At 62.1% G+C, this 13,237-nt stretch carries 11 protein-coding genes and 1 pseudogene; 5 read left to right on the top strand and 7 right to left on the bottom strand.

Annotated features, from left to right (window positions below; translation table 11 throughout):
- The 5 genes and pseudogenes from tatB (at position 1) to GV818_RS34860 (ending at position 4,017) form a co-directional block, all read left to right on the top strand.
- Positions 1-468 (top strand): Sec-independent protein translocase protein TatB, encoded by a 468-nt coding sequence (tatB, locus tag GV818_RS01445; protein ID WP_161775674.1) that lies wholly within the window; start codon positions 1-3, stop codon positions 466-468.
- Entirely contained in the window at positions 465-1,259 is a 795-nt protein-coding gene (tatC, locus tag GV818_RS01440; protein WP_161754466.1) for a twin-arginine translocase subunit TatC, read from the top strand. Before tatB ends, tatC begins: the two co-directional genes overlap by 4 nt.
- Positions 1,256-1,963, top strand: a complete 708-nt coding sequence (locus tag GV818_RS01435; RefSeq protein WP_161775673.1) for a 16S rRNA (uracil(1498)-N(3))-methyltransferase — start codon at positions 1,256-1,258, stop codon at positions 1,961-1,963. The genes tatC and GV818_RS01435 overlap by 4 nt, the downstream gene beginning before the upstream one ends.
- Before the next feature lie 101 nt (positions 1,964-2,064).
- Positions 2,065-3,159, top strand: a pseudogene (locus tag GV818_RS34865) (methyl-accepting chemotaxis protein); the annotation flags it as partial.
- Positions 3,145-4,017: a methyl-accepting chemotaxis protein gene (locus GV818_RS34860; RefSeq protein ID WP_372242029.1), complete on the top strand. Its 873-nt coding sequence runs from the start codon at positions 3,145-3,147 to the stop codon at positions 4,015-4,017. The pseudogene GV818_RS34865 and the gene GV818_RS34860, both read left to right, overlap by 15 nt.
- Positions 4,018-4,098: 81 nt before the next feature.
- Here GV818_RS34860 and GV818_RS01425 read toward each other — a convergent pair whose 3' ends face one another.
- The 7 genes from GV818_RS01425 to pip all read right to left on the bottom strand — a co-directional run bounded on the left by GV818_RS01425 (position 4,099) and on the right by pip (position 13,109).
- Positions 4,099-4,833, bottom strand: a complete 735-nt coding sequence (locus GV818_RS01425; RefSeq protein ID WP_161754460.1) for an amino acid ABC transporter ATP-binding protein — start codon at positions 4,831-4,833, stop codon at positions 4,099-4,101.
- Positions 4,826-5,785, bottom strand: a complete 960-nt coding sequence (locus GV818_RS01420) for an amino acid ABC transporter permease (RefSeq protein WP_161775672.1) — start codon at positions 5,783-5,785, stop codon at positions 4,826-4,828. The genes GV818_RS01425 and GV818_RS01420 overlap by 8 nt, the downstream gene beginning before the upstream one ends.
- A 121-nt stretch (positions 5,786-5,906) precedes the next feature.
- Positions 5,907-6,704, bottom strand: coding sequence for a transporter substrate-binding domain-containing protein (locus GV818_RS01415; protein ID WP_161754456.1), 798 nt, complete (start codon positions 6,702-6,704; stop codon positions 5,907-5,909).
- A gap of 348 nt (positions 6,705-7,052) precedes the next feature.
- A complete protein-coding gene (mdoH, locus tag GV818_RS01410) occupies positions 7,053-9,623 on the bottom strand; it encodes a glucans biosynthesis glucosyltransferase MdoH (RefSeq protein ID WP_161775671.1) in 2,571 nt (856 codons plus the stop codon).
- On the bottom strand, positions 9,616-11,427 hold the full coding sequence (locus tag GV818_RS01405; RefSeq protein ID WP_161754452.1) for a glucan biosynthesis protein G: 1,812 nt from the start codon (positions 11,425-11,427) through the stop codon (positions 9,616-9,618). Before GV818_RS01405 ends, mdoH begins: the two co-directional genes overlap by 8 nt.
- Positions 11,428-11,703: 276 nt before the next feature.
- On the bottom strand, positions 11,704-12,141 hold the full coding sequence (gene dtd, locus GV818_RS01400; RefSeq protein ID WP_161775670.1) for a D-aminoacyl-tRNA deacylase: 438 nt from the start codon (positions 12,139-12,141) through the stop codon (positions 11,704-11,706).
- Positions 12,138-13,109 carry a prolyl aminopeptidase gene (gene pip, locus GV818_RS01395; RefSeq protein WP_161754448.1) on the bottom strand — a complete coding sequence of 324 codons (972 nt, stop codon included), beginning with the start codon at positions 13,107-13,109 and terminating at the stop codon, positions 12,138-12,140. Before pip ends, dtd begins: the two co-directional genes overlap by 4 nt.
- Between the last annotated feature and the right edge of the window lie 128 nt (positions 13,110-13,237).

Raw genomic sequence — 13,237 nt, 5'->3', positions numbered from 1 at the left:
ATGTTTGGTATCAGCTTCTCTGAACTGCTGCTGGTGGGCCTGGTGGCCCTGCTGGTGCTCGGCCCCGAGCGCCTTCCCGGCGCTGCGCGCACCGCCGGCCTCTGGGTCGGGCGCCTCAAGCGCAGCTTCAACGCGATTAAACAGGAAGTTGAACGTGAAATCGGTGCCGACGAAATCCGTCGGCAACTGCACAACGAGCACATTCTGTCCCTGGAGCAGGAAGCGCGGAAAATCCTCGCCCCGACCCAGCAGCCAGCGACTCCGGTGGAGCCCGTGGCCGAGCAGACCATTCACGCACCGGATGCCGTCCCTGTAGCCGCAACCGACGCCGTGCCGGCCCAGGTACCGGAAACCCCTGCGGCTCCAGCGCCGAGCGCCGCTGCGCTGCCGGTCGAGCCGACCGCACCGACAGCGCCAGCCGCCACCAGCGCTCCCCACGACCCCACTTTGCCGCCGCGAGCACCATGAGCGATATCCCAGAGAACGACCAACATATGCCGCTGGTGTCGCACCTCACCGAGTTGCGTACCCGCCTGCTGCGCTGCGTAGCGGCGATCTTCATCATCTTCGCCGGGTTGTTCGCCTTCACCCAGCAGATCTACACCATCGTCTCCACACCACTGCGCCAGTACCTGCCGGTGGGCGCGACTATGATCGCCACCGACGTTGCCTCGCCGTTCCTCACGCCGCTGAAGCTGACCATGATGGTCTCGCTATTCCTGGCGATCCCAGTGATCCTGCACCAGATCTGGGGGTTTATCGCACCCGGTCTGTACAAGCATGAAAAGCGCATCGCCGTGCCACTGCTGGTGTCGAGCATCCTGCTGTTCTACACCGGCATGGCCTTCGCCTACTTCCTGGTGTTTCCGCTGATTTTCAAGTTCTTCGCTGCCGCCACCCCGGCCGGCGTGGAAATGATGACCGACATCACCAGCTACCTCGATTTCGTCATGACCTTGTTCTTCGCCTTCGGCGTGGCGTTCGAGATCCCGGTGGCCGTGGTCCTGCTGGTATGGATCGGCGTGGTCAATGTGACGTACCTGCGCAAGATCCGCCCTTATGTGGTCATCGGCTGCTTCGTGGTGGGCATGATCCTCACCCCGCCGGACATTTTCTCCCAGACCCTGCTGGCCGTGCCCATGTGGCTGCTGTTCGAGATCGGCGTGCTGTTCGGCGGGCTGATCAGCAAGCGCGGCGAGCACCCGGACGATACGCCGGCTGACGACCACAACGACCAGCCGCCAGCGACCCAAGCGTGAACCTGCTGCTGCTTGAGGAGGCCGATTTCATTGCGGCCGACCGTGTGGTGCTGCGCGACCGGCGCCTGACCCATATGCAGGAAGTGCATCGCGTGGCTGTCGGCGACAGCCTGCGGGTAGGGCGCATTGGTGGGCTGATGGGCTCGGCCCAGGTGCTGCGCCTGGAGCCTGCCGAAGCCGAACTGCAAGTGCAGCTTGAACTGCCGCCTCCGGCCAAGCTGCCACTGACCATGATCCTCGCCCTGCCGCGACCGAAAATGCTCCGCCGAGTACTGCAGACCGTTGCAGCCATGGGCGTGCCACGGCTGGTGCTGGTCAACAGCTACCGGGTGGAAAAAAGCTTCTGGCAAACGCCCTTTCTCGAACCCGAGGCGATTCGTGAACAACTGGTCCTCGGTCTGGAACAGGCCCGCGACAGCGTGCTGCCCGAAGTCGTCATCGAAAAACGCTTCAAACCCTTCGTCGAAGACCGCCTGCCAACCCTGAGCGCAGGCACCCTGGGACTGGTAGGCCACCCCGGCCAGTACCCGCCCTGCCCTCGCGGCCTGGATGAACCGGTAACCCTGGCCATTGGTCCGGAAGGTGGCTGGATCCCATACGAAATCGATCTGCTGGGCAAGGCCGGCCTGCAACCGGTACAGCTGGGCGAGCGCATCCTGCGGGTCGAAACTGCGGTGACTGCCCTGCTTTCACGCCTGTTCTAAGCGCCATGCCCCCAACCCCGTACCGGCGGGGGCAACCCTCTTGCAGTGCCCTTTGCCGGCAAGCCGATTGCTACAGGAATGCCTATGGCCGCCGATAGCCTATGGTTAAGCCCAAACTGCTAAAAGGAGTTCGCAGCATGTACCGTTGGCTAGCCAGAAATCTGGGAAACGTGAGTGTCAGCCTCAAACTCGGCATCGGCTTCGGCCTGGTACTGCTGCTGACCCTACTGATCACCGCCACCGGCTGGACTGGCCTGGGCGCAGTGATCGACCGCGGCGACAAACTGGGCAACATTTCTAATCTCTACGCCATGACCAAGGACCTGCGCATCACCCGCCTCGACTTTGAGATGCGCCATGGCGAGCAAGGCCCGGCCGCTGTCAATGATGTGCTCAAGCAGCTCGACCAGGGCCTGCAGGCGGCCCGCGAGCAGTTGCAGCAACCCGAGAGCCTCGCCATGATCGAGCAGCAACTGCAGGCCGTAGCCGAATACCAGAAAGCCTTTGCCGACATGACCCGTGCCACCAGCAGCCGCGAAACGGCCCGGGCTCAGCTTGGCGCCAGCGCGGACAACGCCGTGGCCCGGGTGGCCGAAGTCGAGAAATCGCTGCTGCAAGGCGACAGCGTGGCGCAGTTCAACAACGTCATCGAGCTCTCCAAACTGATCCAGCAGGCACGCTTCCAGGTACGCGGCTACACCTACAGCGCCAAATCCGAAGCCAAACAACCGGCCCTGGATGCCATCGACAACGCCCTGAACAACCTCACCAGCCTGCCAGCCCGGCTGCCAGAACAGCACATCGCCAGCCTGCAACAGGCCAGCGACTCGCTCCGGGCCTACCGGGCAGCCGTCAGCGCCTTTAGCGACGCCGAGGAGGCCAGCGCCAATGCGCTCAAGCGCATGGCCGCCCAGGGCGACCACCTGATGGACCTGAGCAAGCAACTGACCACGGCGCAGACCGTCAAGCGCGACAGCGAGGCCAGCCAGGCCAGGAGCACCCTGCTGATTGCCACCGCACTGGCCCTGGTGTTCGGCCTGATTGCCGCCTGGGCTATTACCCGGCAGATCATTCAACCCTTGCAACAGACCCTCAAGGCCGCCGAGCGAGTGGCCGCCGGCGATCTCAGCCAGAACCTCGTGGTGGATCGTCGCGACGAGCTGGGTCAATTGCAGAAGGCCATGCAGCGCATGACCCTCGGCCTGCGGGAGCTGATTGGCGGTATCAGCGACGGCGTGACCCAGATTGCCAGCGCCGCGGAGCAACTGTCCGCGGTCACCGAGCAGACCAGTGCCGGGGTCAACAGCCAGAAAGTCGAAACCGACCAGGTGGCCACGGCAATGAACGAAATGGCCGCCACGGTGCAGGAAGTCGCACGCAACGCCGAGGAAGCCTCTGAGGCCGCTGCGGCCGCAGATCAGCAAGCCCGCGAGGGTGATCGGGTGGTGAACGAAGCAATCGCCCAGATCGAGCGCCTGGCCAGCGAGGTTGGCCATTCCACCGAAGCCATGGGCCACCTCAAGCAAGAAAGCGACAAGATCGGCAGTGTGCTGGACGTGATCAAGTCCGTGGCCCAGCAAACCAACCTGCTGGCCCTCAACGCCGCCATCGAAGCGGCCCGGGCCGGAGAAGCCGGACGTGGTTTCGCCGTGGTGGCGGATGAAGTACGCAGCCTGGCTCAGCGCACACAGCAGTCCACCGAGGAAATCGCCGAACTGATCATCAGCCTGCAAAGTGGCACCCAGCAAGTGGCCAGCACCCTGGACACCAGCCGCAGCCTGTCCGACAGCAGTGTCGAGTTGACCCGCCGGGCCGGCGGCTCGCTGGAAAACATCACCCGTACCGTGTCGGCGATCCAGGCGATGAACCAGCAAATTGCCGCGGCCGCCGAGCAGCAGAGCGCCGTGGCGGAAGAGATCAACCGCAGTGTGTTGAATGTGCGTGATGTGTCCGAACAGACTTCATCGGCCAGTGAAGAGACCGCAGCGTCCAGCGCCGAGCTGGCGCGACTGGGGATTCACCTGCAAGGGCTGGTGGGACGTTTCCGGGTCTGAGCCTGATAGCGGCTCGCATCCCTCGCCAGCAAGCCGACGCCTACAAAGGATGATGTAGGAGCCGGCTTGCTGGCGAAGCGATCAAAGCACCTGGCGCAAGAATGCCTGGGCCCGCGGGTCTTTCGGCGCAGCGAAAAACAACTCCGGTGCGGCATCTTCCAGCAACTTGCCGTGGTCGAAGAACAGCACCCGATCCGCCACTTCCCGGGCAAAACCCATCTCGTGGGTCACACAGACCATGGTCATACCTTCCAGGGCCAGGGTCTTCATCACGTCCAGCACCTCGCCGACCATTTCCGGGTCCAGGGCCGAGGTCGGCTCATCGAACAGCATGACCTTGGGTTCCATGGCCAAGGCCCGGGCAATCGCCACCCGCTGCTGCTGGCCGCCAGAAAGGCGCGACGGAAACTCATGGGCCTTCTGCGCGATTCCAACCTTCTCCAGCAGCGCCAGGGCCTTGGCCTCACGCTCCTGCTTGCCACGCTTGCGCACCACCTTTTGCGCCAGGCAAAGGTTCTCCAGCACGGTCATGTGGGGGAACAGGTTGAAGTGCTGGAACACCATGCCGACCTCGCGACGATAGGCGTTCACATCGGTCTTGGGATCGGCCAGTTGCAGGCCGTCGATACTTACCGAGCCGGAATCGAATTCCTCCAGGCCATTGAGGCAGCGCAGGAAGGTCGACTTGCCGGAACCCGACGGACCGATCACCACCAGCACTTCGCCCTTGGCCACCTGGGTGCTGACGTTATCCACCGCGCGCACCACCTGGCCACGGGTGTCGAAGACTTTTACCAGATCGCGGACTTCAATCACTTTGCGCGAGCCTCCGCTCAAGCCGGCTGGCCATCTTCGACAGCGGCAGGTTGATCAACAAATACAGGCCCGCCACACAGAACAGGATTTCAAACGGCGAGAACGAGGTGGTAATGACTTCCCGACCGCTCTTGAGCAACTCGGTGATAGCGATTACCGACACCAGCGAAGTGTCCTTGACCAGGCTGATGAACTGCCCGGCCAGGGGTGGCAGCACTCGCTTGAAGGCCTGTGGCAGCACCACGTGGCGCATCGACTGGCCAGCACTCAGGCCCAGGGAGCGAGCCGCTTCGTTCTGTCCACGGGTAATGGACTGCACCCCGGCGCGGACGATTTCCGCCACATAGGCCCCGGTGAACAGCGACAACGCGGCAATCCCCGCAAACTCCCGGGACAGGTTGAGCACCGTGCCGATAAAAAAGTAGAAAATGAAGATCTGCACCAGCAGCGGCGTGCCTCGCACCAGCTCGACATAAAGGGTCGACAGGTCACGCAGGGTCGGGTTGCTCGACAGGCGGCACAGCCCGGTGCCCAGACCGATGAGCAAACCCAACACGCCGGACACTACCGACAACCACAACGTAGTCCACAAACCCCACAACAGCGGCCCCGCCGCCCAGTGCCGGGTCACACCGACCACGTCGCCCTCGGCCACATCATCGCCACGAGCCACCTGCAGGCTGCTTTCATCAACACTCAGGCGCTGTTCGTCACCAGAGTCGCCACGCAGCGTGACTTCAGCCTTGCCGCCCTGGCGCACCACCTCGGTGACCGTGGAAATCTGCGCTGCACGCAGGGGTTCTTCGGCCTGATAGGCGAAATACTGTGGTACGCGGTTCCAGCGCCATTCGTAGGACATCAGCGAGGTGGCGTAGTACAGGGCGCCGGCCAGGCCGATCAGCACCAGCGCGGTGAGCACGTGCCAGGGCCATTGGGCTTTCTTCTGTTTCATTGCTGTACAAATTCCGGAGTGGGTGTCGCGAATCCAGGCGCTTGCGCCTGTAGGAGCCGGCTTGCCGGCGAAGGTCCGCGGCACGGAGTCACTGCAAGGACGCCGCGCCGCTCAACCGGCGTTACTCCATGTCCTTGAGCCACTCGGTGCTCTTGAACCACTTGTCATGGATGCGATCGTAAGTACCGTCTTCGTGGATCTGGTGCAGGAAGTTATTGATGAAGTTGATGCTGTCGTAGTCACCCTTCTTCAGGCCGAAGGCCAGAGGCTCGTAGGTGAACGGCTTGTCGAGGAACGTAAGCTTGCCGTTGCCGACCTTGCTCAGCGCCACCACGTTGTACGGGGCGTCGTAGATGAAGGCGTCGGCCTTGCCGTTGACCACGTCGAGCACGGCTTCCTGCTCGTTGTCGTAGCCGTGGTACTTGGCTTTGGCGATCAGCTTCTTGGCAACCATTTCCCCGGTGGTGCCCAGCTTGGAAGTGATGCGGTAGTCCGCGCTGTTCAGGTCCTTGTAGGACTTGATGGTGCCTTCCAGGTCCTTGCGGATCAGCAGGGTCTGGCCGACCACGATGAAGGGCTCGCTGAAGTTCAGGCGCAGGTTGCGCTCCTGGGTCAGGGTCATGCCGCTGCCGATCATGTCGAATTTATCAGTCAGCAAGGCCGGGATGATGCCGTCATAGCCGGTGGACACTGTCTCCAGCTTGACCCCCATGGACTTGGCCATGGCCTTGAGCAGGTCGACTTCGAAACCGATGATCTCGCCGCGCTTGTTGGTCATCTGGAACGGCATGTAGGTCGGGTCCATGCCAACCTTCAGCGTGCCACGCTTGACCGCGTCGTCGATGGCGCCGGCCTGGGCCGTGTTGACCGCCAGCAGAGCTGCGGCGCCTGCCAGCAGCAGCGAAAGATACTTCTTCATCTCGAGTCCCCTGAAACCATTTTATTGTGGTGTCTGTGCGCAGCGGGCCTGGAACGGAAACTTTCGGAGATCAAGCCGCTGTCGATTACGCACAGAAATTTGCGGGTGCGATGCTAACGCACTCGGCCATTTGCACAAGGATTTTTGTTGTTACCGAGGGGCGACCTGTAGCCGCTGTCAAAGCCTGCGATCGGCTCTGAAGGCCGTGCATTCTGGAGACCGCCGGAAAGCCCTGCAACGCTGGCGGTGTGCACGCAGTCCAGGCCCGCGGCAACGGCTACGAGGATTCGCGATAGGTCGACGGCAGAAAGTAAAACGCCCTTGAGCAAGAACTCAAGGGCGTTGGCTTCAGGCCGGTTGCGGCGCCGCGTTCAACGGCTGCAACGGCAACTGCGGAGCATGGGGATCAGCCTCCACCGACTGGCGCCAGGCGCTCAGCCATTCGCTGTGCCCCTCGCTCCAGACCTGCTCGTGCAGGCGCCCCAGGGCTACCGGATCACTCAACAGCGCCAGACGCTCGCTGTTATTCAGGGCCGCCGGACCCACTTTCAGTGCATGCCGTACCCGTTCCTGGCGCAGCCATTCAATCGGCTCGGCCTCAGTGTGTCGGGACGTCGCCAAGGCACAGGCCAGGGCGTTCTGCTGTGGATCGACCACGGCCCGGACAAAACCGTCGTTAAGCGCATGCCAGCGGTTCTCATGGGTGTACTGGTCGGTTGCCAGCAGCGCCTGCGGCGGAGCGTATTCCTCAGGAATCAGGAACAGGCTTTCGTCACGGGACTTCAGGCCCAGGCCAACACGGCTGGAGATCACCGACACCGGGATCGACAGCATCAGCGAACCGACGATCGGCACCAGCCACCAGAGGAAGCTCGGGTTCAGCCAGATCACCAGCAATGCCCAGCAGAAGCCCAGCAGGGTCTGCGGACCATGGCGGCGCACCGCCTCGCTCCATGGCGTGGAGTCATCGTCACGTTGTGGCGAGTTCCAGGTCGCGGCCCAGCCGAGGAACGCGGCCAGTACGAAACGGGTGTGGAAAATCATCCGCACCGGTGCCAGCAACATGGAGAACAGCATCTCCAGGAGCATCGACAGGGTCACCTTGAACTTGCCGCCGAACTCCTTCGCACCCTTGGCCCAGATCAGGATGATGCTCAAGAGCTTGGGCAGGAACAGCAGCACGATGGTGGTGGAGAACAGCGCGATGGCCTTGTCCGGATGCCACTGCGGCCACAGCGGATACAGCTGCCGTGGCTCGAGGAAGTACTGCGGCTCCATCAGGGTATTGACCGCCAGCAGGGCCGTGGACAGCACCAGGAAGAAGAACCACAGCGGCGCCGACAGGTAGGACATCACCCCGGTGAGGAACACCGCACGGTGCACCGGGTGCATGCCCTTGACCAGGAACAGGCGAAAGTTCATCAGGTTGCCGTGGCACCAGCGACGGTCACGCTTGAGTTCATCCAGCAGGTTCGGCGGCAACTCTTCATAGCTGCCGGGCAGATCGTAGGCAATCCACACGCCCCAGCCGGCACGGCGCATCAGCGCGGCTTCGACGAAGTCGTGGGACAGGATCGCACCGGCAAAGGCGCCTTTACCGGGCAGTGGCGCCAGGGCGCAGTGCTCGATGAAGGGCTTCATGCGGATGATTGCGTTGTGCCCCCAGTAGTGGGACTCGCCCAACTGCCAGAAGTGCAGGCCAGCAGTGAACAGCGGACCGTAGACCCGAGTGGCGAACTGCTGCATGCGCGCATAGAGGGTGTCCATGCCCGACGCCCGTGGCGCGGTCTGGATGATCCCTGCATCCGGCGTGGCCTCCATCAGGCGCACCAGGCTGGTCAGGCATTCGCCGCTCATCACGCTGTCGGCGTCGAGCACCACCATGTACTTGTAGTCGCCGCCCCAACGACGGCAGAAGTCGTCGAGATTGCCGCTCTTGCGCTTCACCCGACGGCGGCGACGGCGATAGAAGATCTTGCCGAAGCCCTTGGCTTCACGGCAGACATCCAGCCAGGCCTGCTGCTCGGCGATGCAGATATCGGCGTCGTTACTGTCACTGAGCACAAAGAAGTCGAAGCGGTCCAGGTCACCAGTGGCCGCCACCGACTCGAAGGTCGCCCGCAGACCGGCAAATACCCGGGGCACGTCTTCGTTGCAGATCGGCATCACCAGTGCGGTGCGCGCATCTTTCGCAATCGGTTCGTTGCCGGCGCTGGCTCCGGAGATGCGATATTTATCGCGACCGGTCAACAGTTCCAGGAAGCCCATCAGCGCTGTCCAGAAACCCGCCGAAACCCAGCAGAAGAGGATCCCGAACAGGATCAGGATGCTGGTCTGCAATGCATAAGGCAGTACCTGCTGCGCGGTCTGCATCAGTGGCTGATGCATCACCTCATCCAGATCGACGAAGGACCAGCCCTGATACGGCATGATGCCTTTCATGTACCAGCCGGCAACGATGGTCTGGCCGAGCATCAGCACCAACAGGATATAGCGACGGATCGAACCCACGGTGCGCCAGCGGGCAGCCGGCAGCACACGCTCGTCCTTGGGCGGCGCGGGTGGGTTGGTGCGCCCGGTCAGGCGCCGCCAGCCACGCACCAGGATATTGGTACGCCACGGCTCGGGCACCACCTTGGTCCGACGGATCGGTGGCGTAGCCTTGAGACAGACTCGCCCCACTGCGTCGACGCCGAGCATTTCGGCATCTTCCAGTTCAGCCGCGGTGCTCAGGCTCAAGCGCGGCCCGATCGAAGCCTGGGCGGCATCGTCAGGACCATCGAAGGTGGCAGACGACAGACGCTGGTGCAGTTCACTGAAGGACTGGCAGCCCGCGAGTTCCGCGCGCTGCTCATCCGACATCGGCAAGTGAGCCAGGTACTCGGCAAGAGACTCTGGCTGGAGTTGAGAGTTACTCATCGGCAGGCAACTGATAGCTCCAGGTCTCGGTCAGGACTTGTTCAGTTTTAACCGGTTCCGGTGTGGCTGGGGCCGCTTCGGCAGCCACTGGCTGCTTGGCGTCTTTGTGGTCCTTGTCCTTGGTATCCTTGACGTCTTTGGCCGACTGGGCAGCCGCCTGCTTGGCCGCTTCCTTCTTCTCTTTTTCCTGCTGCTTGGCGGCAACCTTGTCGGCCTTGGCCACGGAGGAATTGGAGTTCGGCGTCGAGGCCTTGGCCGGTTCGGCAACCGGGATATCGCGAACCAGCGCGGCACGCATCTCGGTGGCTTTGCTGGCGTCCTTGATCTTCAAGCGCAGGGTCAGGCGCCAGCCCTTGGTTTCGTCGTTGTAGCGCACGCTGTTCTCGACCACTTCGGCGTTGTCGCCGACGCTGACCTGGCTGCGTACCTGTGCATCGGCCGGCAGTGCCTTGAGCGACGGGCCTTCGAAGTCCACCAGGTAGGCAACGCTGCCGTCAGGCTGACGGATCAGGTTGGACTGCTTGACGTCACCGGTGGAACGCAGGGTCTGTTGCACCCAGGCGCTGTCCGGGGAATGCAGGGCGGCTTCATCCATGGTCCAGTGCAGACGGTAGGCGAAGTCCAGCGGCTGGCCTGGCTCAGGTTGTTTTTCCGGGTTCCAGAACGCCACGATGTTGTCGTTGGTTTCGTCGGCGGTAGGGATTTCCACCAGGTCGACAGTGCCTTTGCCCCAGTCGCCCTTAGGCTCGATCCAGGCGCTTGGGCGCTTGTCGTAGCGGTCGTCGAGGTCTTCATAGTGGCTGAAGTCGCGGCCACGTTGCAGCAGGCCGAAACCACGCGGGTTCTCCACCGAGAAGTTGCTCACGGCCAAGTGCTTCGGATTGTTCAGCGGACGCCAGATCCACTCGCCATTGCCGGCATGGATCGACAGGCCACTGGAGTCGTGCAGCTCGCGACGGTAGTTGAGGACTTTCGACGGCTGGTTGGCGCCGAACAGGTACATGCTGGTCAGCGGGGCCAGGCCCAGCTTGCCAACTTTGTCCCGCAGGAATACCCGGGCCTTGACGTCGACAATGGTGTCAGCGCCCGGCCGCAGGGTCAGGCGATAGGCGCCGGTGGCCCGTGGCGAATCCAGCAGGGCGTAGATCACCAGGTGCTTGTCGGTAGGCTTGGGCTGTTGAATCCAGAACTCGCTGAAACGCGGGAACTCTTCACCGGACGGCAAGGCGGTATCGATCGCCAGGCCACGGGCGGACAGGCCATACGTGTGGCCTTTGCCGACGACGCGGAAATAGCTCGCGCCGAGCATGGTCATGATCTCGTCTTGCTTGTCAGCCTTGTTGATCGGGTACAGCACACGGAAACCGGCATAGCCGAGCTTTTCGGTGGCCTTGGGATCGAACTTGGCGTCGCCGAAGTCGAAACGGCTCGGATCGTACTTGATCTCGGAAACGGCGTTGGCGCTGATCTGGTTGATCTTCACCGGCGTGTCGAAGTGCATGCCCTGGTGATAGAACGACAGCTTGAACGGGGTCTTCTGATCGGCCCATTCGGCTTTTTCGGTGAGAAAGCGAATTTTCTGGTAGTCCGCGAACTTCATGTCACGGAACTCGTTCGGCAGGTTACTGCGCGGGGCCTCGTACTTCTGCCCGGCAAGATCCTTGGCTTTGGCCGACACATCATCAAGATTGAATGCCATGAGTTGACCGGCACCGAGCAGGCAGAACAGCGCAGAGCCCGTCACCAGTACGTTTCGTAACCGTTTGGCAAACAAATTTGGTGCATTACAGGGACTAACAATCACGAGCAACCCTCGCCGAAAACAGATCAAAAAACCAACGGCCAGCTATCTATATGCCAGGTTGGCGAGCATTGTTCCGACTCCGATGGGGCTAAATGATTCCCCAAACGGCCGTGGACAAGTCTCTACTTAAGTCAAAATGGACCAACGAACGCTGATCCCCGTAGCGCGCGATTATCTAGTAGCCCGCGTTACAACGCATCAGGGGCAACAAAGTATTTATCGCGAAAAACAGCAGTTTCCGGCCTAAATCGATGGAAAAAGATGTTTCAGGCGCTTTTAGGTCTGTAACACGAAGGTTACCGGGCCATCGTTGACCAGATGCACCTGCATGTCCGCGCCAAAACGCCCTGATGCCACTTTGCCATGCAACTGTTGCGCCTTCACTACCAGGTAGTCGAAAAGTTCCTCACCGAGAGCGGGCGGCGCGGCGCTGGAAAAACTCGGACGCAACCCGCTTTTGGTGTCCGCCGCCAGGGTGAACTGCGACACCAGCAACAACCCTCCCTGCACATCCATCAAGGACAGGTTCATCTTGCCCTCGGCGTCACTGAACACCCGATAGTTAAGCAGCTTATGCAGAAGTTTGTCGGCGCTGGCCCGGGTGTCCTCGGGCTCCACCGCCACCAGCACCAGTAACCCCTGGTCCACGGCGCCGACTATTTCCCCGGCGACTTCCACTCGCGCGCCGGCCACGCGCTGCAACAGGCCCTTCATGCTTCTTCAGGCGGCAAGTCGAGCAGGCGTCGGGCCAACTGATCGGTGGCACGCACCAGGGCATCGGTGATGCCCGGCTCGGAAGCGGCGTGGCCGGCATCGCGAATCACCTGCAACTCACTGTTGGGCCACGCCTGATGCAACTCCCAGGCGTTGTCCAGAGGACAGATCACATCGTAGCGGCCGTGGACGATGACCCCAGGCAAATGGGCGATCTTGCCCATGTCGCGAATCAGCTGATCGGGTTCGAGGAAGGCGTTATTGGTGAAGTAGTGGCACTCGATCCGGGCAATCGACAGTGCTCGCTGTGGCTCGGAGAACCGGTCCACCACCAGCGGATTGGGACGCAGGGTCGCGGTGCGCCCTTCCCAGCCGGACCAGGCTTTGGCTGCATGCATCTGGGCGATCTGGTCACTGCCGGTCAGGCGCTTGTGGAAGGCACTGACCAGGTCATGACGCTCCTCCAGAGGAATCGGCGCGACGTAGTCCTGCCAGTAGTCCGGGAACAGACGGCTGGCACCACACTGGTAATACCACTGGACTTCCTGGGGCCGGGCAAGAAAGATGCCCCGCACGATCAGCCCGTGCACCCGCTCCGGGTGGGTTTGCGCGTAGGCCAGGGCCAGGGTCGACCCCCAGGAACCGCCGAACAGCACCCATTTGTCGATGCCAAGGTGCTGGCGGATCCGTTCCAGGTCGGCCACCAGATCCCAGGTGGTGTTGTTTTCCAGGCTGGCGTGGGGAGTGGAGCGCCCGCAACCGCGCTGGTCGAAGGTGACAATGCGGTACAGGTTCGGATCAAAATAGCAGCGGCTGGAAGCATCACAGCCAGCACCTGGCCCACCATGAATGAACACCACCGGCAAACCTTCCGGTGAACCACTTTCGTCGACATACAGCACGTGGGGGCTGTCGACGGCCAGATCGTGCCGGGCATAGGGTTTGATCTGCGGGTACAAAGTCTGCATTACGCGCTCCGTGGAGGTCGGGTTCATCCCTGAAGGGACTTCATTTATTCTGCCGTCCGGCATCATAAACCCGAATTACACAATGAGCATGCCCTTGAGAAAAATGGGGTTGTTGACCCCATTTGTCG

The organism is Pseudomonas sp. Fl4BN1, from assembly GCF_009908285.1.
GTDB lineage: Bacteria > Pseudomonadota > Gammaproteobacteria > Pseudomonadales > Pseudomonadaceae > Aquipseudomonas.
Note: the sequence above shows the minus strand (reverse complement) of the source record. Positions and strands in the feature narration are given on the sequence as shown.

What these genes read in the sequence shown, in the direction of transcription:
- mdoH (WP_161775671.1), bottom strand. Translation starts at nt 9,623, where the DNA reads ATGAGTAACTCTCAACTCCAGCCAGAGTCTCTTGCCGAGTACCTGGCT.
- tatB (WP_161775674.1), top strand. Translation starts at nt 1, where the DNA reads ATGTTTGGTATCAGCTTCTCTGAACTGCTGCTGGTGGGCCTGGTGGCC.
- tatC (WP_161754466.1), top strand. Translation starts at nt 465, where the DNA reads ATGAGCGATATCCCAGAGAACGACCAACATATGCCGCTGGTGTCGCAC.
- GV818_RS01420 (WP_161775672.1), bottom strand. Translation starts at nt 5,785, where the DNA reads ATGAAACAGAAGAAAGCCCAATGGCCCTGGCACGTGCTCACCGCGCTG.
- dtd (WP_161775670.1), bottom strand. Translation starts at nt 12,141, where the DNA reads ATGAAGGGCCTGTTGCAGCGCGTGGCCGGCGCGCGAGTGGAAGTCGCC.
- pip (WP_161754448.1), bottom strand. Translation starts at nt 13,109, where the DNA reads ATGCAGACTTTGTACCCGCAGATCAAACCCTATGCCCGGCACGATCTG.
- GV818_RS34860 (WP_372242029.1), top strand. Translation starts at nt 3,145, where the DNA reads ATGCAGCGCATGACCCTCGGCCTGCGGGAGCTGATTGGCGGTATCAGC.
- GV818_RS01415 (WP_161754456.1), bottom strand. Translation starts at nt 6,704, where the DNA reads ATGAAGAAGTATCTTTCGCTGCTGCTGGCAGGCGCCGCAGCTCTGCTG.